This window comes from Streptomyces sp. NPDC059874 (genome assembly GCF_042731135.1).
In the GTDB taxonomy this organism is placed as follows: Bacteria; Actinomycetota; Actinomycetes; order Streptomycetales; family Streptomycetaceae; genus Streptomyces.
This window is the reverse complement of sequence record NZ_JBHWJY010000037.1, coordinates 1-19,683: the sequence shown is the minus strand read 5'-3', so window position 1 is coordinate 19,683 and position 19,683 is coordinate 1. Positions and strand designations below refer to the sequence as shown.

Annotated in this window: 18 protein-coding genes and 2 pseudogenes; 15 read left to right on the top strand and 5 right to left on the bottom strand. The window is 71.2% G+C overall.

From position 1 onward, the window contains the following. Positions 1–591 (bottom strand): annotated as a pseudogene (locus tag ACFV9H_RS21690) (hypothetical protein); the annotation flags it as partial. Between the two features lie 237 nt (positions 592–828). Between ACFV9H_RS21690 and ACFV9H_RS21685 the strand changes: the two are divergent. Together ACFV9H_RS21685 and ACFV9H_RS21680 are read left to right on the top strand one after the other, a co-directional pair. Beyond that, complete coding sequence (locus tag ACFV9H_RS21685; RefSeq protein WP_365170235.1) at positions 829–1,566, top strand: GPP34 family phosphoprotein; 738 nt, start codon at positions 829–831, stop codon at positions 1,564–1,566. Positions 1,567–1,762: 196 nt separating this feature from the next. Next, entirely contained in the window at positions 1,763–2,647 is an 885-nt protein-coding gene (locus tag ACFV9H_RS21680) for a helix-turn-helix domain-containing protein (protein WP_385400601.1), read from the top strand. 92 nt (positions 2,648–2,739) lie between these two features. On the opposite strand, the pseudogene ACFV9H_RS21675 reads toward ACFV9H_RS21680, so the two are convergent. After that, positions 2,740–3,774 (bottom strand): annotated as a pseudogene (locus ACFV9H_RS21675) (IS701 family transposase); the annotation flags it as partial. A 343-nt stretch (positions 3,775–4,117) separates the two neighbouring features. Here ACFV9H_RS21675 and ACFV9H_RS21670 point away from each other — a divergent pair. Further along, on the top strand, positions 4,118–4,327 hold the full coding sequence (locus tag ACFV9H_RS21670) for a DUF397 domain-containing protein (RefSeq protein WP_365170229.1): 210 nt from the start codon (positions 4,118–4,120) through the stop codon (positions 4,325–4,327). A 159-nt stretch (positions 4,328–4,486) separates the two neighbouring features. Here the strand turns inward: ACFV9H_RS21670 and ACFV9H_RS21665 are convergent, their stop codons facing one another. Further along, positions 4,487–5,335 carry a hypothetical protein gene (locus ACFV9H_RS21665; protein ID WP_385400598.1) on the bottom strand — a complete coding sequence of 283 codons (849 nt, stop codon included), beginning with the start codon at positions 5,333–5,335 and terminating at the stop codon, positions 4,487–4,489. Between the two features lie 101 nt (positions 5,336–5,436). Here ACFV9H_RS21665 and ACFV9H_RS21660 point away from each other — a divergent pair, with 101 nt between their 5' ends. From ACFV9H_RS21660 to ACFV9H_RS21645, 4 genes are all read left to right on the top strand, one after another. Beyond that, on the top strand, positions 5,437–6,735 hold the full coding sequence (locus tag ACFV9H_RS21660; protein WP_385400596.1) for a PLP-dependent aminotransferase family protein: 1,299 nt from the start codon (positions 5,437–5,439) through the stop codon (positions 6,733–6,735). A 106-nt stretch (positions 6,736–6,841) separates the two neighbouring features. Beyond that, entirely contained in the window at positions 6,842–7,564 is a 723-nt protein-coding gene (locus ACFV9H_RS21655) for a hypothetical protein (RefSeq protein ID WP_385400594.1), read from the top strand. Positions 7,565–7,668: 104 nt separating this feature from the next. Next, positions 7,669–8,451 (top strand): SDR family oxidoreductase, encoded by a 783-nt coding sequence (locus ACFV9H_RS21650; RefSeq protein WP_385400592.1) that lies wholly within the window; start codon positions 7,669–7,671, stop codon positions 8,449–8,451. A gap of 40 nt (positions 8,452–8,491) precedes the next feature. Beyond that, positions 8,492–11,068: a bifunctional FO biosynthesis protein CofGH gene (locus tag ACFV9H_RS21645; RefSeq protein WP_385400589.1), complete on the top strand. Its 2,577-nt coding sequence runs from the start codon at positions 8,492–8,494 to the stop codon at positions 11,066–11,068. A gap of 60 nt (positions 11,069–11,128) precedes the next feature. Here ACFV9H_RS21645 and ACFV9H_RS21640 read toward each other — a convergent pair whose 3' ends face one another. Beyond that, on the bottom strand, positions 11,129–12,202 hold the full coding sequence (locus tag ACFV9H_RS21640; protein ID WP_385400587.1) for a tyrosine-protein phosphatase: 1,074 nt from the start codon (positions 12,200–12,202) through the stop codon (positions 11,129–11,131). 1,023 nt (positions 12,203–13,225) lie between these two features. Between ACFV9H_RS21640 and ACFV9H_RS21635 the strand changes: the two genes are divergently transcribed. From ACFV9H_RS21635 to ACFV9H_RS21610, 6 genes are all read left to right on the top strand, one after another. After that, the gene (locus ACFV9H_RS21635; RefSeq protein WP_385400707.1) at positions 13,226–14,362 is read left to right on the top strand and encodes an ADP-ribosylglycohydrolase family protein; all 1,137 of its coding nucleotides are present in this window, start codon (positions 13,226–13,228) and stop codon (positions 14,360–14,362) included. A gap of 69 nt (positions 14,363–14,431) precedes the next feature. Next, on the top strand, positions 14,432–15,292 hold the full coding sequence (locus ACFV9H_RS21630; RefSeq protein ID WP_385400584.1) for a TIGR03619 family F420-dependent LLM class oxidoreductase: 861 nt from the start codon (positions 14,432–14,434) through the stop codon (positions 15,290–15,292). Between the two features lie 137 nt (positions 15,293–15,429). Beyond that, entirely contained in the window at positions 15,430–15,876 is a 447-nt protein-coding gene (locus tag ACFV9H_RS21625; protein ID WP_385400582.1) for a hypothetical protein, read from the top strand. A 170-nt stretch (positions 15,877–16,046) separates the two neighbouring features. Then, complete coding sequence (locus ACFV9H_RS21620; RefSeq protein WP_385400580.1) at positions 16,047–16,553, top strand: hypothetical protein; 507 nt, start codon at positions 16,047–16,049, stop codon at positions 16,551–16,553. 64 nt (positions 16,554–16,617) lie between these two features. Beyond that, entirely contained in the window at positions 16,618–16,755 is a 138-nt protein-coding gene (locus ACFV9H_RS21615; protein WP_385400578.1) for a hypothetical protein, read from the top strand. Positions 16,756–16,764: 9 nt separating this feature from the next. Beyond that, on the top strand, positions 16,765–16,986 hold the full coding sequence (locus ACFV9H_RS21610; RefSeq protein ID WP_385400576.1) for a type II toxin-antitoxin system RelE/ParE family toxin: 222 nt from the start codon (positions 16,765–16,767) through the stop codon (positions 16,984–16,986). Here ACFV9H_RS21610 and ACFV9H_RS21605 read toward each other — a convergent pair. Then, positions 16,934–17,461, bottom strand: coding sequence for an ATP-binding protein (locus ACFV9H_RS21605; protein WP_385400573.1), 528 nt, complete (start codon positions 17,459–17,461; stop codon positions 16,934–16,936). The genes ACFV9H_RS21610 and ACFV9H_RS21605 overlap by 53 nt on opposite strands. 127 nt (positions 17,462–17,588) lie before the next feature. On the opposite strand from ACFV9H_RS21605, the gene ACFV9H_RS21600 reads away from it, so the two are divergent. Both ACFV9H_RS21600 and ACFV9H_RS21595 read left to right on the top strand, forming a co-directional pair. Continuing rightward, complete coding sequence (locus ACFV9H_RS21600) at positions 17,589–18,425, top strand: Scr1 family TA system antitoxin-like transcriptional regulator (RefSeq protein WP_385400571.1); 837 nt, start codon at positions 17,589–17,591, stop codon at positions 18,423–18,425. Continuing rightward, the gene (locus ACFV9H_RS21595) at positions 18,422–18,673 is read left to right on the top strand and encodes a DUF397 domain-containing protein (protein WP_385400569.1); all 252 of its coding nucleotides are present in this window, start codon (positions 18,422–18,424) and stop codon (positions 18,671–18,673) included. The genes ACFV9H_RS21600 and ACFV9H_RS21595 overlap by 4 nt, the downstream gene beginning before the upstream one ends. Positions 18,674–19,683 lie beyond the last annotated feature (1,010 nt).

Sequence of the window (19,683 nt, the reverse complement as noted above, 5' to 3'; positions counted from 1 at the left end):
CGCGGGCTTCGGGGCAGCGGGAGCCGCGTCCGGGGCGACCGGGGGCGCAGCCTTCACGGCGTCAGTCGTCGCCTCGTCCGCGGCAGAAGCGGAACCAGGCTCGGCGGCATCGGGAGCCGCACCGGCCGCGGGCTTCGCGGCCTCGGCCGAAGCTCCCTCCGGGGCAGGAGCGGAATCCGGCTTCCGGGCGGCAGGGGTCGTCCCGGCCGCGGGCTTCGCGGCGTCAGCGGCCGCCCCGCCCACGGCGGAACCGGGCTTCTCGGCGGCCGGGGTCGAAGCGGGCTCGGCGTCCGTACCCGCATCCGCATCCGCATCCGGCTCCACCCGTCCGGAGGACTCGGCGTCGGTCGTGGCGACCCAGGCGGCCACCGCCTCCCTCAGCGGATCCTGCCCGGCGGCACCGGCGGCGTCGCCGGCCTCGGGCTCGGCATCGACATCGACATCGGCATCGGGCTCGGGCTCGGGCTCGGGCTCGGGCTCGGGCTCGGACGGAGCCTCGGCCGCGGTTTCCGTGGAAACCCCTGACCCACCCTCAGGCTCCCTCGGCCGCAGCACCGACAGCCTCGGGTCGCGCCCCTCGGAGGACTCCACCGTCCCCGGCGTTCCTTCATCTACCGACTTGTCGGGGGACTCGCCCGCCACCGTTCCTCCTCCATCGACGCCACGACCGGTTGTCCGAATGTCTAACAGTGTCCCGTCTCGGGGGCATCGCCCCCGTGCTAGACGAGAACGACATAGCTGCGGGTTCCCCCACAAAGCAGGCAGGCGCTCTCGACAGATGAATGTGAGAGGCGTCACCCTGTCACTCATCCACGCGGGGAGGCATGGATGGGCAGGAGCCGCAGAACAATTCCGGAGGAGCTTCTGCTGCTCGCCTTGGACCCGACCACGGGCACCACGGCGCAGCCGCAGTCGCTCGACCTCGGCCTGGCCGGGGCACAGCTAGTGGAGCTGGCTCTGGCAGGACGGATAGCCCCTGACGGGGATCGTATCGCCGTGGTGATGCCACGGCCGACAGGAGATCCGACTCTGGACTCCGCACTGGAACTGCTGCGCAGGCGCGGCAGCCCGGTACGGGCCGTCCACTGGATCGGTGGACCCCGACTGGGGCTCCGCCAGATTTACCTCGCGCATCTGGAGCGCTGCGGCATGGTCCATGCCGTCGCGGGACAGATGTGCGGGGTGTTGCCGACGACTCGCTACCAGGCGACCGACACGGCGATCAGCCGGGAGATCCGTGCCCGGCTGGACACGGCGATCCGCACCGGCGTACCGCCGGACCCGCGGACCGCGGCGCTCGCCGCACTGGCCCACGCGGTCGGACTCGGCAAGCACCTGTACCCCGGCAACGAGGGGCGGTCGTCCAGGTCCCGACTGCGGGACCTGATCCGGCACGACCCGATGGGCGGACTCGTGGCGCACGCCGTCATGGACGTCCAGAACGGCGTGGCCGCACAGCCGCGCCGCGACCGCGCACCGGCCCAGCCGGCCGCCCGGGCCACGGCGAGCGGGGTTCCGCTGCAGCCGCGCCGGACGGGTGCGATGGCCCGCGCGGCCGCGCACTGATCGATCGAGCTCCACCCGTTCGAGAGCCACCAGCGCGCGGGGTGGCGGGACCTGTTCGCCGGTCCCGCCACCCCGCGCGTCTGTTTTTCCCGGCCGTTCCCCAGCGGCGTCGCACTCTTCGGTGGCAGTCTGCTCAACATCAGACACGCAGAGAGACAGCTGCTGCACGACAGAAGAAGGCGGAGGTGCCGTTCACGTGGCGTCCAATGTCAATCCCACCGTCCGACGCCGCCGACTGGGCATGGAGTTGCGCAAGCTCCGCGAAGACAAGGGCATGACGGCCGAGCAGGTCGCCGAGCGCCTGCTCGTCTCCCAGTCCAAGATCAGTCGGCTGGAGAACGGCCGCCGTTCCATCAGCCAGCGCGACGTCCGCGACCTGTGCGACGTGTACGAGGTCGAGGACCGCCGGCTCGTCGACTCCCTCATGCAGATGGCGAAGGACTCGCGCCAGCAGGGCTGGTGGCACGCCTTCGGCGACATCCCGTACAGCGTCTACATCGGCCTGGAGACGGACGCCGCCAGCCTGCGCACGTACGAGCCCCTGGTCATCCCAGGACTCCTGCAGACCATGGAGTACGCCCAATCGCTTGTCCGCGGCGCTTGGCCGGAGACTGCGCCCCCCGACGTGGAAAAGCGTGTCCAGGTGCGGATGCACCGCCAGAAGCGGCTCTCCGAGACAGACAACAACAACCCGGAGCTCGGGCCCCTACGCCTGTGGGCGGTAATCGACGAGGCAGCACTACGCCGACGGGTTGGTGACGCTCAGCTGATGATCCGACAGCTGGAGTCCTTGATAGAGCAGTCAGAGCAGCCGCACGTCACCGTGCAGGTGATGCCCTTCTCGCTGGGTGCGCATCCTGGCGTCAACGGCCAGTACGCCATTCTGGAATTCCCGGACGCCTCCGACTCGAGTGTCGTCTACATCGAGGGCGTGACGAGCGACCTGTACCTGGAGAAGGCCAACGACGTTCAAAAGTACAGCGTGATGTACGAGCACCTACGCGCACAGGCCCTCAATGTGGAACAGACCCGGAAGTTCATCTCCGAGATCATCAACCAGTATGCAGAAAAAGGTGACTAATACTCCAGCGCAGATCGTGATCTTCATGTCTGGCATGCGGCTTGTCGCTGGTAATGGCTGGTGCGGGACCGCTGCTGATGGCGGCGTCGTCAGTCGGACCAGCCGAGTCGGTGGGCGACATCGTGGAGGGGCTGGAAGACGAGCGTGATGAACAGGCGCTGGATCTCGTTACAGGACAGCGGGACCAGCCCGTTTGGGGCGGGGTTGCGGGCGTGTTCATCGGCGCGGACGACGGCCAGGAAGGCGTGAGCGAGCATCGCGAGGGTGACCCAGCGGGTCCAGGAGGGGTAGCGGCGGACTTGGTTCTCATCGAGTCCGGCCAGCCCCTTCTCGGTTTGGAAGGTCTCTTCCACAGCCATCTGGATCCGGCTACCCGCACGAGCTCGTCAGCGGCACCGGCTGGGGTGAGAGGCAGCGGTAGTAGGCGAGTTCGCCGAGTACGGTTGCGGCGGATCAGGAGCCGGCGGCTGCCCGGCGCCGCCTCGGTGAGATCGATGACGGCCCAGTCGTAGAACCGCTGTCCCTTCGCACCGCGTCCAGCCGAGAGTTTCTGCCAGGCACGCTTCGGCACCTTCTTCACCAAGACGTCGGCGCGGAATGTGCCCGCATCGGTAACCGCTTCGGCCGAACAGGCCACCGTGAGGACATAACCGATGCCGCGTTGTTTCGGGTTGCTGCCGTATACCTCGTCACCGGTGACCCAGCCCGCGTGATGTCCGGCGTCCAGGAAGCGTTCGATCATCGTCCGGGCCAGTTCCGGCTTGGTCGCGAAGACGGTGTCGCCGCCGAGCCCCGCTGCCCGGCAGCGCCCGGGGTGCCAAGAGCGCGGGACGTACAGCTCCCGGTCCACCGCCGCGTGTCCCCGCTCGCCGGCGTAGACGAGGTAGACGGCGACCTGGGAGTTCTCGATCCGCCCGGCCGTTCCGGTGTACTGGCGCTGGACCCCGACCGTGGGTGCCCTTCTTCACGTCGCCGGTCTCGCCGACGACCAGCACTGCCGCCTCGTCGTGGAGGTGCTCGATGACGTATTCGCGCACGTCGTCGCGGACGGCGTCGGCATCCCAGGAGGCCCGGCGCAGCAGACGTTGCATGCCGTGCGGGCCAGCCTCCCCGGCCCACTCCGCGAGCTTCCTGCCAGCGGGCGGGGTCCACGCCGTGACTTACGGCCACCACCTGATCTTCTGTCTTCACGCAACGATGATCAACGGTGCCCGTACGCGGCCCCGCCAGCAAGATCACGATCTACAGCTGGAGTACTAACCCTCAGAAATCGGGCGACGCGATGAAGCGAATCGGTAAGGTACACCGTCACTCCCCGGCCACAGAAGGCCTGAATGGAATATGCCACTCGGTCGGGTGAACGTCTTCTTCACCCATCAGGAGCTGCGGGTAGCGTCGAACAGGTCAGCCGGAAACGTGGCCGACACGACACCTGAACTACCGGAACTACTCGCTGAACCGGAGAGAAACATGGCTATTCGCCAGGGCGCCACGGACAACTGGACCAAGTCTTCCTACTCCGCCAACGGCGCTTGCGTCGAGGTCAAGTCCCCCGTCATGGAGGCCATCGCGGTCCGCGACTCGAAGGTGCAGGACGGCCCGTCCCTCACCTTCGCGCCCGGCTCCTGGACCTCGTTCGTCGCCGACGTCACCGAGGGTCGGATGGGGCGCCTCGCCTGAACGTCACGGCATGCGCCCCAACCTCCTCATCCATACGACCACCGGCACCACCCGAACGCCCCGCAGCACCCGCACCACCAGCACCACCGACTGGAGCCCTCTCGACCGGCACGCCGTCCTGGCCGAGGGGGCTCGGCCATGCCCGCGCCCCGGCGGCCTTCAGCGCAGCTGGTCCACGTACCGGTCGGTCCCCGGCACCGTCGGGATGAACGGCGCCACCAGCTCCACCCGCCCCAGCCCCGCCTCCGCGACCTCCGCGTCCAGCCCCTGGAAGCGATCCCAGCAGGTCCGCGGATCGGCTTCGAGGAACCACAGCAGCGTGAGGCGGGTGTCGACCCCCTCCACCTGCTTGACGTAGGTCATCCGGTCGCCGGGCAGCGGCGTCGGCCGGAAAACCGTCACCATCGCGGCCGGCGAGCCGTGCAGCCGCTTCGGCAGGGCGCGCGAGCGCAGCCACTCCAGCAACTCGGCCCGCTGCTCCGGCCCGTCGGCGTCGACGACCTGCACGACGAGCCCGGCGTACGGGTGGTCGAGCGCGTGGAAGTCACGGGGGCCGGCGGCGCCGTCGCGGTAGACGGTGGCCTGGTGGTCCTGGAAGGACGTGAAGACGTGCGTCCGGTCCTGGTAGACGCGGCCGTCGCGGTTCAGGCGCTTGTTGATGCCGACGGTCCACTTCATGTGCTCGTCGTAGCGGCCCTCGGTGACCCAGTACGTCGAGATGTAGCAGCCCGCCGTGACCGGCTGGGCGACGGCCGACTTCTCCGGGTAGCGCAGCTCCTGGAGTTCACGGGTGGCCACCCACCTGCGGCCGGCGTACATCCAGGGCATGGCCATGGCGCCGGCGTAGTAGTGGTCGTCCTCGTACCAGCGGTTGTACGCGAACTCGTGGCCCGGGTGCGGTTCCACCATCGTGATCAGCGCGTGGCCGGGGCGCACTCCGTACGGGCCGACGGCGGCGAGCTCGGCGTAGTCCTCGACGCGGGTGTCCTGTTCTCTGTCAGTCGTCATGGCACCGGTCTAGCTGATACAACGTCAGATCGGGAGGGGTCGGGCGGCGCCTGGTTCACAACCTGACACATACATGCCGTATACAAGCTTCTCTGGTTACGATGCGCGCACCCGAATCCCGAGGAGCCATCGTGCCTGCCGCCGCCGTCACTTCCGCTTCCATCGCCGCGCCCCCCTCCCTCGCCGCCCGCGCCACGTCCGTGGAGGGGTCCCCCCTGCGCGAGATCCTCGCGCTCACCCAACGCCCCGGCGTGATCTCCTTCGCCGGCGGTCTCCCCGCGCCCGAGCTCTTCGACGCCGAGGGCCTGCGGGCCGCCTACGACGCCGCGTTCACGACATCGGCGCGGCGCGCGCTCCAGTACTCCACCACCGAGGGCGACCTGGAGCTCCGCGAGGCCGTCGCCGCCCGGGCCACCGCGCGCGGCCTGGCGACCGGCGCGGACGACGTGCTCGTCACCTCGGGCTCCCAGCAGGCCCTCACCCTCATCACCGGCGCCCTGGTCGAACCCGGGGACGTGGTGCTGGTCGAGAACCCCACCTACCTGGCGGCGCTGCAGTGCTTCGGGCTGGCGGGGGCGCGGATCGTGCCCGTGCCCTGCGACGCGGACGGCATCATCCCGGAGGCCCTGGAGGACCTCGTCGTGCGGGAGCGCCCGAAGCTGCTCTACACCATCCCCACCTTCCAGAACCCGACCGGCCGCACCCTGCCGGCCGCCCGCCGGGCAGCGGTGGCCGCGATAGCCGCCCGTCTCGGGCTGTGGCTCGTGGAGGACGACCCGTACGGAGACCTCCGCTACGAGGGCACGGACGTCCCCTGGCTCGCCGCGCACCCGGGGGCTGAAGACCGTACGGCGCTGCTCGGCAGCTTCTCGAAGATCATGGCGCCGGGGCTCCGGCTGGGCTGGCTGCGCGCGCCGGCGGCACTGCGCCGGGCCGCGGTGGTCGCGAAGCAGGCGGCGGACCTCCACACCTCGACGGTGGACCAGCTGGCCGCGGCCCGCTACCTCGCCGCGGTGGACCTGGGCACCCACATCGCCAAGGTCCGCACGGCCTACCGGGCCCGCCGCGACGCGCTGCTGGCGGGCCTCGGCGAAGCCCTCCCGACGGGCTCCTCATGGAACCGGCCCGAGGGCGGCATGTTCATCTGGGCCACCCTGCCGGAGGGGTACGACGCGACGGCCCTGCTCGGCTCGGCGATCTCCCACGACGTGGCCTTCGTCCCCGGAGCCCCCTTCTTCACCGGCCGCCCGGACACCCGGACCCTCCGCCTCTCCTTCACGACGCACACGCCGGAGGAGATCGCGGAGGGGCTGCGCCGCCTGGGAACGGCGGTCCACGGGGACAGGTACGTGTTCGGCCCCACGCCGGGCCACGCGCTCGGCCACGCGCCCGGCCGCTGAACGACGGCCCCCTGCCCGCATGATGGGAAACCCGTGGCCCCGAGCCGCCCCTGAGCCATAGGGTCACGGGCGGCTTGTGACCAGCAACGACGGCGGGAGACTGCACATGCGCGGCCGAGTACGACACAGACCCCTCGCGACGCCGGTCATCGGGCTCGGGCTGGCATTGGGGCTGTTCACCACCGCGTGCGGACCCCTGTCAGGCACGGACGACGCCAAGAACACCTCCACGGACTCCTCACCCTCACCCTCACCCGTCCCGAAGCCGCTCGACGCCAAGGCCCTTCTCGCCGCGACCCTGTCCGCCCAGGAAGTCAACATGGTCGACGCCCCGCCGGCCGAGGAGCGCCGGCCGGACCCGGTCAAGGAGCTCTCGGACCCGGAGTGCCGACAGTTCCTGGCCCTCAAGGACGGGGCGTCCGCACCAGTGGTGGTCACCCAGGCCTTCCAGTGGAAGCGCGGCGTCTGGGCCGGCACCACCCTCGCCGCCTACGGGAACGTCACCGACGCCCTCAACGCCTTCGCCAAGCTCCGCACCACGCGGGCCGGCTGCCAGTCCTTCTCCGAGGCGGGCACCCCGGACGCCCCCGTGGTGACCTTCGTGGACCGGACCTCTCCCGCCCAGGGCGACGAGGCCCTGGCCTTCGCGCTGGCCACGGACGTTCCGGGACAGCGGGACGCGACGACGGAGGAGCACGTCGTCGCCCGCGTGGGCACGGTGATAGTCGACTTCCGGAGGCTCTCGTCCGACGGCAAGGGCATCGGCGAGTTCCCGACCTCCCTCATGGCCCGCCAGGTGACACACCTGGTCCTGGCCCAGCGCGGCTGACTCGGAGCGGAGCCCGCGCCCACCCCTTCACAACCCCGGCCCGCCGCCGTACCCTGACGCACCGTCAGATCAATGCTCAGCCCCGCCGTCCCAGGAGGCGCGCCATGCTGCTGCAAGGGAAGACCGTCATCGTCTCCGGCGTCGGGGCCGGGCTCGGGCATCAGGTGGCCGCCACCGTGGTGCGCGACGGGGGGAACGCCGTGCTCGGGGCGCGGACCGAGGCGAACCTCGCGAAGTCCGCCGCCGAGATCGACCCCGACGGGATCCACACCGCCTACCGGACCACCGACATCTCCGACGAGGCGCAGTGCGAGGCCCTGGTCGCGCTCGCGCGGGAGCGGTTCGGCGGGGTCGACGCCGTCGTGCACGTCGCCGCCTGGGACTCGTACTTCGGCGGGATCGAGGACGCCGACTTCGGGACCTGGCAGCAGATCATCGACGTGAACCTGCTCGGGACGCTGAGGATGACCCGCGCCTGTCTGCCCGCCCTCAAGGAGCGCGGCGGGTCCGTGGTCATCATCGGGACGCAGTCCGCCGTCGCCGCGCCCAACGAGGTGCAGCAGGCCGCCTACGCCGCCTCCAAGGGGGCCCTGACCTCCGCCATGTACTCCATGGCCCGCGAGCTCGGCCCGCACCGGATCCGCGTCAACACCGTGCTGCCCGGCTGGATGTGGGGGCCGCCCGTGCAGGCCTTCGTCACCTTCACCGCCCACACGGAGGGCGTGCCCGAGGCCGACGTCCATGCCCGCCTGACCGACCGCATGGCGCTGCCCGACCTCGCCACCGACGGGGACGTCGCCGACGCCGCCGCCTTCCTGGCCTCCGACCGCGCACGGGCGATAACCGGCCAGTCGCTGCTGGTCAACGCCGGTGAGCTGATGCGATGACGCCCTCCGCCCGCGCCCGAGCGGATCGTATGCTCACCGCATGACCACTCCGAGTGACGCTCCGACCGAAAACGCGATGCGCCGCGCGCTCCGGCGGGCACGCGACGGCGTCGCGCTCGACGCGACAGAGGCGGCCGTACTCCTCCGGGCGCGCGGCGAGGACCTCAGAGACCTCGCCGCCTCCGCCGCACGGGTGCGGGACGCCGGGCTCGCCGCCGCCGGGCGGCCCGGCGTCATCACGTACTCCCGCAAGGTCTTCATCCCCCTGACCCGCCTGTGTCGCGACAAGTGCCACTACTGCACCTTCGTGACCGTGCCCGGAAAGCTCCGCAAGAGCGGGCACGGAATGTACCTCTCCCCCGACGAGGTCCTCGACATCGCGCGCCAGGGCGCCGCGATGGGCTGCAAGGAAGCGCTCTTCACCCTCGGCGACCGCCCCGAGGACCGCTGGACCGAGGCCCGTGAGTGGCTCGACGCGCACGGGTACGACGACACGCTCGCGTACGTCCGCGCCATGGCGATCCGGGTGCTGGAGGAGACGGGGCTGCTGCCGCACCTCAACCCCGGGGTCATGTCGTGGTCCGAGCTGCAGCGGCTGAAGCCCGTCGCGCCGAGCATGGGCATGATGCTGGAGACCACCGCGACCCGCCTGTGGTCCGAGCCCGGCGGACCCCACCACGGTTCCCCCGACAAGGACCCGGCGGTCCGGCTGCGGGTGCTGGAGGACGCCGGCCGGTCGAACGTCCCCTTCACCACCGGGGTGCTGATCGGGATCGGCGAGTCCTACGAGGAGCGCGCCGAGGCCTTCTTCGAACTGCGCCGGATCCAGCGCAGCTACCACGGCATCCAGGAGGTCATCGTCCAGAACTTCCGCGCCAAGCCGGACACCGCCATGCGCGGCATGCCGGACGCGGAGCTGGAGGAGCTGGCCGCCGCCATCGCCGTCGCCCGGCACATCCTGGGCCCGAGCGCCCGCATACAGGCCCCGCCGAACCTGGTGGACGCCGAGTACGCCCTGCTCATCGGCGCGGGCATCGACGACTGGGGAGGGGTCTCGCCGCTGACCCCCGACCACGTCAACCCCGAGCGCCCCTGGCCGCACATCGAGGAACTGGCCGAGCGCACCGCCGCCGCCGGCTTCGAGCTGCGCGAACGCCTCACCATCTACCCGGAGTTCCTGCGGCGCGGCGAGCCCTGGCTGGACCCCCGGCTGCTGCCGCACGTGCGCGCGCTCGCCGACGCGGAGAGCGGGCTGGCCGACGAGGGCGCGACCGTCGAGGGTCGGCCGTGGCAGGAGCCCGACGAGGGCTTCGCCGCGTACGGGCGCACCGATCTGCACGCCACCATCGACACCGAGGGCCGCACCGGCGACCGCCGCGACGACTTCGACGAGGTGTACGGCGACTGGGAGGCGCTCCGCGAAGCGGCCGCGCCCGGGATGGTGCCCGAGCGCATCGACACGGACGTACGGGGCGCGCTCGCGCAGGCCGCCGACGACCCGACGAAGCTGACCGACGAACAGGCCCTGGCGCTGCTCCACGCGGACGGGCCGGCCCTGGACGCGCTGTGCCGGATCGCCGACGACCTGCGCAAGTCGGTGGTGGGCGACGAGGTCACGTACATCGTCACGCGGAACATCAACTTCACCAACGTCTGCTACACCGGCTGCCGCTTCTGCGCCTTCGCGCAGCGCCGTACGGACGCCGACGCCTACACGCTCTCCCTCGACCAGGTCGCCGACCGGGCCGCCCAGGCCTGGGACGTGGGCGCGGTCGAGGTGTGCATGCAGGGCGGCATCCACCCGGACCTGCCCGGGACGGCGTACTTCGACATCGCGCGCGCGGTGAAGGAGCGGGTCCCCGGCATGCACGTGCACGCCTTCTCGCCGATGGAGGTCGTCAACGGGGCCACCCGCACGGGGATGTCCGTACGGGACTGGCTGACGGCGGCCAAGGAGGCCGGGCTGGACTCCATCCCGGGCACGGCGGCGGAGATCCTGGACGACGAGGTGCGCTGGGTCCTCACCAAGGGCAAGCTGCCCACGGCGGACTGGATCGACGTCATCACCACCGCTCACGAGCTGGGCATCCGGTCCTCGTCGACCATGATGTACGGGCACGTGGACCAGCCGCGCCACTGGCTCGGCCACTTCCGCACGCTGGCCCGGATCCAGGAGCGGACCGGCGGCTTCACGGAGTTCGTCACCCTCCCCTTCATCCACACCAACGCACCGGTGTACCTGGCGGGGATCTCCCGGCCGGGCCCGACGGTGCGCGACAACCGGGCGGTGACGGCGATGGCCCGGATCCTGCTCCACCCGCACATCACCAACATCCAGACGAGCTGGGTGAAGCTGGGTGCGGAGGGCGCGGCCGAGATGCTGCGGTCCGGGGCGAACGACCTGGGCGGGACCCTGATGGAGGAGACCATCTCGCGTATGGCGGGGTCGAGTTACGGGTCGTACAAGTCGGTCCAGGACCTGATCGCGGTCGCGGAGGCGGCGGGACGTCCCGCGAAGGCCCGTACGACGCTGTACGGGGAGGTGCCGCGGGAGCGGCAGGAGGCGGCACGCGCCTCGGACGGGCACCTGCCGGAACTGCTGCCCGTACTGGACTGACGGCGACGGGCCCGGCCGGGGCGTGTTGCTCCGGCCGGGCCGCGTGACCACGCGTCGGGGTCAGCCGACGAGCAGGTCCTTCCTGAGCTGCTTCAGCTCGTGGGCGTCGATGCCCAGGCCGTCCCTCAGGTAGCGGTCGAAGGAGCCGTACTTCGCCTTGACCTCGTCGTAGCCGGAGTTCAGGTACTCGGGACGGACGTCGAGCATCGGCTTGTAGACGGCGGCCTGCGGGGCCGGCAGGTGGGAGAGGATCTGGTCGTTGGCGGCCTTGCGGTAGTCGTTGCTGGCCAGGTAGTCGGCCATGACGGTCTCGCTCGGGACGCCGAGGGCGGTCAGCAGGGCGGCGTTCGCCCAGCCGGTGCGGTCCTTGCCGGCGGTGCAGTGGAAGAGGACGGAGCGGGCGTCGTCGTTCCGGATGCCTTCGAAGACCTGGGTGTAGGCCTTCTTGCCGCCGTCGCCGCCGACCATCGCCTTTTCGGCGTCGATCATGGCCTTGACGGCCTCTTCGGGGGTCTTGGGCAGGGACTGGAAGGAGCCGGAGCCCGCGAAGACGTCGGCGACGACGTACGTGGCGCCGGCCGGGACCTTGTCGACGTCCTTGGTGCGCTCGTCCTGCATGCGCAGGTCGAAGACGGTCTTGACGCGCAGGCGCCGGAGCTTGGCCAGGTCGTTCGCGGTCAGCTTGTTGAGGGCGTCGGAGCGGTAGACCTCGCCCATCTTGACCCACTGGCCGGTGGTGGTGCGGTAGCCGCCCGCGTCACGGAAGTTGACGGCGCCCTCCAGCTTGACCTGGCGGTCGGCGAGGTGGAGGCCTTCGCCGCGCTCGGGGTCGAAGTCGAACCACTGGCGGTCGGCGGCGGGCAGCCCGGTGACCACGGCCTGGCCCTGGGCGCCGCCCTTGGCGACGACCTTGCCGTTCGCCTTGATCTCCACGCGCTTGGTGCCCTTGGCGTTCCACTTCAGGGTGAAGGAACCGTCCGCGCCGGCGGTGACGGTGGCCTCGGTGAAGGGGATCGAGGACCGGCTGTTGTGGTTGTGGTTGTGGTGGCCGGAGGCGGAGGCGGCGGGGACCACGACCAGGGATGCGGTGAGAGCGGAGGCGACGACGGTCGCGGCGAGGAGTGCCTTCTTCATGCCGCCGACATTGGGCGGCTGCGGGAAACGTCCGATGAACGAGGTGTGGCCGGGACCGGCCGAGCCGAAGGCGAGTGGCAAAACGTGCCATCGGCCAGGTCGCGGCCGGAAGTGTTCGCTTTCCGGCCGTTCTCCCCTCACTTCCGGGCCGCTTGACACACTGGCTCCGGAATCGATCGAACGTGTCCACTACAGTGCGGGTTTCGCATGCGCGGCGGGTAGGCACGGGTGCCGGGGGTGGATGAAGTGATCGGTACGAGCGGCACGGTGGACGACAAGGACAGCCCCGGCCCTGGCGGTGGCCCGGAATCGGTGCCCCCTGCGCGGGGCGCCGGTACGAGCCCCACGTACGCCATGGATGCCCCGGCGCCGGCGCTCCCGCACCCCGCCACGGCCCGCTCCCTCACCCCGCCCCACGCCACCGGTGCGACCCTCCCACCGACGACCCCCCACCCCCCACCGGCAGGCACCGGCCTCGCGGCAGCAGGCCTCGCCCCGGCCCACGGCACCGGCCTCGCGGCAGCGGGCCTCGCCCCGGCCCCGGCCCAGGCCCAGGACATCCACCCCACGGGCATGACCCCACCCGCAGGCCCCCCCACCGGCACCGGCCTCGCAGCAGCAGGCCTCGCCCCAGCCCCGACCCACGTCGCCCACCCCACGGGAGCCACCCCACCCGCAGGCGCCGGCCTCGCGGCAGCAGGTCTCGCCCCCGCCCCCACCCACCTCGCCGGAGCCACCCCACCCGCAGGCATCCCTGCCGCCGGGACCGGCCTCGCGGCAGCGGGCCCGCACCCCGCCGCAGCGCGGGCGGCCACCCCGCCGGCGGGCACGCACCTCACCACGGGAACCCCGTCCGGCACCGGCCTCGCGGGAGCAGGCCTCGCCCCGGCCCCCACCCACGTCACCGGAGCCACCCCACCCGCGGGCACCCCTGCCGGCACCGGCCTCGCGGCAGCGGGCCCGCACCCCGCCGCTTCCCGGGCCGCGCAGGCCGACCGCAGCGGGGCCCGCGAACCTCGCCGCGTGACCACCGGGCTCTGGGGCCGCGTCGAGCAGCAGGACTTCCGGAGCCGGGTCCGCGGCGTGCTCCTCGGGGCCGCCATCGGTGACGCCCTCGGCGCGCCCCTCGCCGGCCTGTCCCTCGACGCCATCCGCGAGGAACACGGCCCGCACGGCCTCACCGAGCCCGCCCCCGCGCACGGCCGCCGCGGCGCCGTCACCGCCGCCACCCAGCTCACCCTGTTCACCGTGGACGGCCTCATACGGGCCCACGTACGCCGGGACACCGGCGCCTGGCACCCGCCCACCGACGTGCACCGCGCCTACCGCCGCTGGGCCGCCACCCAGCACGACTGGGGCCCCGACGAGCGCCGCAAGGACAACGGCTGGCTCGCGCAGCAGGAGTGGCTCTACGCCCGCCGCGGTCCGGACCGCTCCTGCCTCACCGGCTTCGCCGACGAGGTCCTCGGCACCCTCGACCACCCGAAGAACCCCACCGCCCGCGGCGCCGCCGCCACCGCCCGCTCGGCGCCCTTCGGACTGCTCGTCGGCTGGGAGCCCGCCCTCGTGCTCCAACTCGCCGTCGAATGCGCCGCGCAGAGCCACGGCCATCCGGCCGCCTACCTCTCCGCCGGTGCCTTCGCCGTCATCGTGCACGGCCTGACCCGCGGCGACTCCCTCGACTCCGCCGTCCAGCGCGCCCTCGGCCTGCTCGGAGCCCGCCCCGGACACCAGCCGGTCACCGACGCCCTCCAGCGCGCCCTGTCCGCCGTCACCGCGGCCCCGCCCGGCCCCGAGGCCGTCGAGACCCTAGCCCCCGGCCCCGACCACAGCGCCGAGGACGCCCTGGCCGTCGCCCTCTACTGCGCCCTCGTCGCCGAGGACGTCCCCCACGGGCTGCGCCTCGCCGTCAACCACGGCGGCGACTCCCCCGCCACCGGCGCCCTGTGCGGGGCCCTGCTCGGCGCCCTCCACGGCGAGACCGCCCTCCCGGCGGCCTGGCTCGCCGACGTCGAAGGTCGCGCCACCCTCCTCGAACTCGCCGACGACTTCGCCCTGGAGATGACCCAGGGCGCCACCCTCCACGGCCCCACCGCCGCCGGCTCCGGCTGGACGGCCCGCTATCCGGCGCACCTCGTCCACCCCGCACACCCGAGCTGACGCACCCTCAACAATTGCGCGCCCACCCCGTACCGTTGCCGTTCCCACGACTCGGAGGTGCCAGCACACATGCGGATCGCCACGACCGTCTTCCTCACCGACCGCACCGTCTCGCCCGTCCGTCTCGCCCGCGCCCTCGAAGAGCGGGGATTCTCCGGCCTCTACCTCCCGGAGCACACCCACATCCCCATCAGCCGCTTCAGCGCCGCCCCCATGGGCGGCGAGCTTCCCGAGATGTACGGGCGCACGCTCGACCCCTTCGTCGCGCTCGGCCAGGCCTCCGCCGTGACCGAGCGGCTGCACCTCGGCACCGGCATCACCCTCGTCGCCCAGCACGACCCCATCGACCTCGCGAAGCGGATCGCCACCCTCGACCACCTCTCCGGCGGCCGCTTCACCCTGGGCGTCGGCTACGGCTGGAACGTCGAAGAGGCCGCCGACCACGGCGTCGAGTGGCGCACCCGCCGCGAACTGGTCCGCGACCGGATGGCATTGATGCGGGCCCTGTGGGCCCCCGAGCCCACGGCGTACGTCGGCCAGTACTCCTCCGTCCAGGCGAGCTCCGCGTTCCCCAAGCCCGCCCAGGCCCCCCGCGAACTCGCCCCCGGCTCCCCCCTCCACGGCCCCCGCACCCTGATCGGCGGCGCGGCCGGCCCGAAGCTGTTCGCGGCCATCGCCGACCACTCCGACGGCTGGCTCCCCATCGGCGGCCGCGGCCTCACCGAGTCCCTCCCGGTCCTGCGCCAGGTCTGGGAAACCGCCGGCCGCGACCCGAAGTCCCTCCAGGTGGTCCCGTTCGCCGTCCAGCCCAACCCCGGCAAGCTGAGCCACTACGCCGACCTGGGCATCGAGGAGGTCGTCCTCCAACTCCCCTCGGCCCCGGAACCGGAAATCCTGCGCACCCTGGACGACTTCGCGCAGTACCTCTGAACCTTCTGACCCCCGAGTCCCGTTGACGGAACCGCCCGACCCCTCCCGAGCGTGTATTCGAGCGCCTCTGACCGCCCGAACGGGCCGGTACTCTGGCACGTTCCGCCGTTCAACTCGCTCTCCTGGGGGACTTTCCCGTGTACAGCCACCTGCGTATCTCCGCCATCGCCGCCGCCGGACTCGCGGCCGCCCTGACCCTGACCGCCTGCGGCAGCGACAGCTCCCCGGAGGCGGACAAGAAGCCCGCCACCTCGGCCCCCGCCCCGGCCGCCACCCCCGCCGCGGGTGCGGCCGCGGACGGCCTGGACGGCGGCTGGATCTCCATGCAGCCGGGCAAGGGCGTGGTGCTCACCGTCAAGGGCAAGAACGCGATCGTGATCGAGACGGCCACCGGCCTGACCTGCGACGGCACCACCGACGGGAAGTCCTTCGACCTGAAGTGCCCGACCGGCGCGACGCGTTCGAAGGGCAAGGTCGACTCGGTCGACGCCACCAGCCTGAAGGTCACCTGGGAGGGCGCCGGCACGGACACCTACCAGAAGAGCGAGCCGGGCAAGCTCCCGGCGCTCCCGACCAAGAAGTAGCACCGCGCGGCCCGCCACCGGCCTCCGCGCCCGGCGGGCCGCCCATCCCCGGCTGTCGGCCGGCCCCGGCTCAGGCCACGCTCCGCGGTCGGCAGACCTCTGAAACCCCTTCGACGCCGGGCTCTGCGTCACCGAAGATTGCAGCCGGATCAGCCGAGGGGGCACACACGATGGACCTGCACGTGAACGACTGGTGGGAGAGCCTCCCGGCGGGCATCCGCACCCAGGTGGACGGGTACGTCCTCCAGGACTGCCGCATGCAGGCGGTCCGGATCGTCTGGGAGACCGGCCGCGGCCGGGGCCTCGACCTGAACGAGGCGCAGGTGGTGGTCCACGAGCGCTACGTCTTCCACGGCGACCGGATCGCCCGCACCCCCGACTGCCCGCTGGACCTGGAATCGCTCGCCGCGCGCGCCTCCGGCATCCGGGCCCGAGTGGTGGCGATCGAGGCCGTCTGGGACGGGGACACGGTCCACGACTGGTTCGTGAACCTGCTGGCCATCACGAACGACCCCGCCGGGCAGCACCACCTGGCCACGGTCTACCACCGCCGAGACCGCGCCCCCGCCGGGGCCGCGGCCGAGGCGGGCCGGGCGCTGGCCGACCACCTCGGCGTGCCGTTCCACTTCGCCAGCCCCGACACCCCGGACGACGAGGCCCCGCGCTGGCGCCCGTGACAGGCCGGGTCAGCCGGGGATGCGGCGCACGGGCCCGCTTACGTACATCTGGCACATTGATTGCATGAGCGATCCCGTGATCCGCCTCGCCGATGAGACCGAGGACGCGCGGCTGAACGGCATGGCCGACGAAGCCGAGAGCGAAGGCCTCGAAGGATCCATTTCGCTTGAGGAGATGGCCGCCATCCTCCGCGACCATTAGGCCTGACGAATGGGTTACGTCACCCGGTTCACCTCACACGCTCAGCGCGACCTCCTCAAAGTCCCCCGCCCCCACGCCATCGGCTCGCCGAACTCCAGAGGGCATGGGCACGCGTCGCGCCGGCGCCTTCGCGTCGGCGACTACCGCGTGGTCTACACCGCTGAGGACGGCCGACTCATCATCTGGGTACTGGCAGCGGGTCACCGACGCGAGGTGTATCGCGACCGCTGAAGTCGATCTCACCACCCGCCACCATCTGCCGCATCCGCGCCACTGCTGCGGCCCGACGGCCCAGCTCGGCCCAGACCGTCTTGCCGATCAGGCGGTCCATAACCCCCCAGTCCTCCGCGACAGCATCGACGATCCGCAGCCCGTAGCCGCTTTCGGCCTGATACCCGTGCGGGCGCACGACCGGCCGCCGGTCCCCCCGCGCATCCGAGACCTCCACCCGCAGCACACCCTCCAGCAGCGTCATCCGCACCTCGAAGTCCCGGCCGGGGACACGCCCGTGCGTGACGGCGTTGGCGGCGAGCTCGGCGACGAGAAGGCCCGCGTCGGCGGAGAGCGCGGTGGACTCGGGGATGCCCCAGTCGTGCAGCTCGACGAGCGCGAGCTGCCGGGCCAGGCGGGCGCCGCGCGGGGTGCAACTGAAACGCTGAGTGAACGTGCGTACGAGGGCCTGGGCGGGGCCGGTAGGTGCGGTCATGGAATGAACGTCCCGCGTGACCACGGAAGTTCCCAACATCCCGACTACTACTTTCGAAGTGTAGTAGTCCACTCTCTGGACAGTAGTAGTCACCGTCCGTGAACCTGATTGCGGGGAGGTGACCGCTGTGACGAGTGCCGACGAGAGCGGCGACGCCGAGGTCGAGCCCGACGACGACCTGCGGAACTTCGGCGAGACGATCAAGGCCTTCCGCAAACGCGCCGGCCTGACCCAGGAGCAACTCCACCCGCTGGTGCGCTACTCGGTCCAGTACGTGGCCTCGGTGGAACAGGGCCGCCGCCACCCGTCCACGAAGTTCGTGGACCGGGCGGAGGAGGCACTGGACGGCTTCGGGGTCATCCGCATCGCGGCGCAACGGCTGACGCGGCGGCGGGGGCTGGCGAAGTGGTTCAGACGATGGGCGGAGCTGGAGGAGACCGCCGTCGCGCTCAATACGTACGAGTGCAGGTCGATTCCGGGGCTGTTACAGACGGAGGCGTACGCGCGGGCCCAGATCAGGGACGTCCCACCGCTGCCGACCCCGGAAGAGGCGGAGGCCCGCATCACGTTCCGGCTGGCCCGACAGACACTGCTCCTCAAGACGCCGTACGTGGCCTTCAGCTTCATCATCGAGCAGTCGGTGATCGAACGGCAGACGGGCGGGATGGAGGTGACGCGAGATCTGATCGACCACCTGCTGGAGGTGGGGAAGCTGCCCAATGTGGACCTCCAGATCATGCCGATGGTCAGTCCGCAACACGCGGGTACCGACGGCCCCTTCCGACTCCTCGAAACCAATGACCACGAGTGGGTGGGATACAGCGAAGGCCCCAAGACGGGCCAGGTTATCTCCGACCCGAAAGCCATCAGCGACCTTCACCAGCGGTATGCCAAACTTCGCATCCAGGCCCTCAACCCGGCGGACAGCGCGGGCCTGTTGATGCGAATGCGAGGTTCCCTGTGAATAGCTCCCAGTTGCGGTGGTTCAAGAGCAGCTACAGCGGAAGCGAGGGGGACGACTGCGTCGAGGTCGCCCTCTCCTGGCACAAGTCCACGCACAGCGGCAGCCAGGGCGACGACTGCGTCGAGGTCGCCGCCTGTACGGAAGCCATCCACATCCGGGACTCCAAGGTGACGGCGGGTCCCGAGCTGGCCGTCACACCCACGGCCTGGACCGAGTTCCTCGGCGGCGTCACGGGCGCCCGGCGGTAGGCGGCAGCTACTCCCCAGGGCATCAGAGAGGCCTTGGGGGTTTCCCGTCAGTCCCATAGTCCTTCCGTGTCGGGCCGGCCTGTCAAGGGCGCTCCTTCGTCGCGTCGCTTCGCGATGTCGCTGCGCTCCACCCTTGACAGACCGTCCCGCCACGGAAAGACAAGAGACTGCCAGGAAACCCCCAAAAGAACGGGCCGGGTCAGAAGCAAATGGACGGGGCGGTCGCGATGGACGGCCGGTTTCCCGACGGCAGGCCAGCCCCGGGCCCATCAACACCGCCCTCAGGGTCGGGGGCGGCTCAACCACCCCCAAACACCGGCGAAATGGGGCTGGCGGGAGGTCAGGCAGGCACGTCGCGTCAAATCGCTACGCGCTCCTCGCCGACGGCGTCCGCAGCCCGTCTGGGGCCGGACATAAGCCGCCCACAATCGCTACAAGCGTCCCCGAGTAGGCGACAGCAGGTTGTTTGTGGCTGATTGCGGCGCCTGTGGCCTCTTGCCGTAGTGAGAGGTTGAGATCACCGACATACCGCTCCGTCAGGACGCCGAAGACCCTCAAATGAACCCGAAGACGCCCACGAAGCGTCTCAACTGATCATCGTGGGCGGCCTATGTCCAACCCATGCCGGGCTGATAGACGCCGGACGACATCAGCTGTGTAGCGATCCGTCGCGGCTTATGACCAGCCCCAGACGGGTGGCAGACGCCGTCGCCGAGGAGCGCGTGGCGATTTGACGCGCCCGCCCTCCCCCGAGGGGCTTGTGGCCGGTGTTTGGGGGAGGTTGGCCGACTGCCCGGCTCGGGAAGCGACCTGCGAGGGCCCGGGCTCGGGCCCGGCCCATCCCCAGGCGGCCCGGACATCCCTGATCGACCCGCCCTTGATCCTCGGACCGGCCCGTTCTTTTGGGGGTTTCCCGGCAGTCTTCGTTTTTCCGTGTCGGGACGGCCTGTCAAGGGTGGAGCGCAGCGACATCGCGAAGCGACGCGACGAAGGAGCGCCCTTGACAGGCC

Excerpts from the sequence above, each read along its gene's own strand:
- ACFV9H_RS21650 (WP_385400592.1), top strand. The coding sequence starts at position 7,669 with ATGCTGCTGCAAGGGAAGACCGTCATCGTCTCCGGCGTCGGGGCCGGG.
- ACFV9H_RS21665 (WP_385400598.1), bottom strand. The coding sequence starts at position 5,335 with ATGACGACTGACAGAGAACAGGACACCCGCGTCGAGGACTACGCCGAG.
- ACFV9H_RS21645 (WP_385400589.1), top strand. The coding sequence starts at position 8,492 with ATGACCACTCCGAGTGACGCTCCGACCGAAAACGCGATGCGCCGCGCG.
- ACFV9H_RS21615 (WP_385400578.1), top strand. The coding sequence starts at position 16,618 with ATGAGCGATCCCGTGATCCGCCTCGCCGATGAGACCGAGGACGCGCGG.
- ACFV9H_RS21660 (WP_385400596.1), top strand. The coding sequence starts at position 5,437 with ATGCGCGCACCCGAATCCCGAGGAGCCATCGTGCCTGCCGCCGCCGTC.
- ACFV9H_RS21685 (WP_365170235.1), top strand. The coding sequence starts at position 829 with ATGGGCAGGAGCCGCAGAACAATTCCGGAGGAGCTTCTGCTGCTCGCC.
- ACFV9H_RS21670 (WP_365170229.1), top strand. The coding sequence starts at position 4,118 with ATGGCTATTCGCCAGGGCGCCACGGACAACTGGACCAAGTCTTCCTAC.
- ACFV9H_RS21610 (WP_385400576.1), top strand. The coding sequence starts at position 16,765 with ATGGGTTACGTCACCCGGTTCACCTCACACGCTCAGCGCGACCTCCTC.
- ACFV9H_RS21605 (WP_385400573.1), bottom strand. The coding sequence starts at position 17,461 with ATGACCGCACCTACCGGCCCCGCCCAGGCCCTCGTACGCACGTTCACT.
- ACFV9H_RS21620 (WP_385400580.1), top strand. The coding sequence starts at position 16,047 with ATGGACCTGCACGTGAACGACTGGTGGGAGAGCCTCCCGGCGGGCATC.
- ACFV9H_RS21630 (WP_385400584.1), top strand. The coding sequence starts at position 14,432 with ATGCGGATCGCCACGACCGTCTTCCTCACCGACCGCACCGTCTCGCCC.
- ACFV9H_RS21640 (WP_385400587.1), bottom strand. The coding sequence starts at position 12,202 with ATGAAGAAGGCACTCCTCGCCGCGACCGTCGTCGCCTCCGCTCTCACC.
- ACFV9H_RS21655 (WP_385400594.1), top strand. The coding sequence starts at position 6,842 with ATGCGCGGCCGAGTACGACACAGACCCCTCGCGACGCCGGTCATCGGG.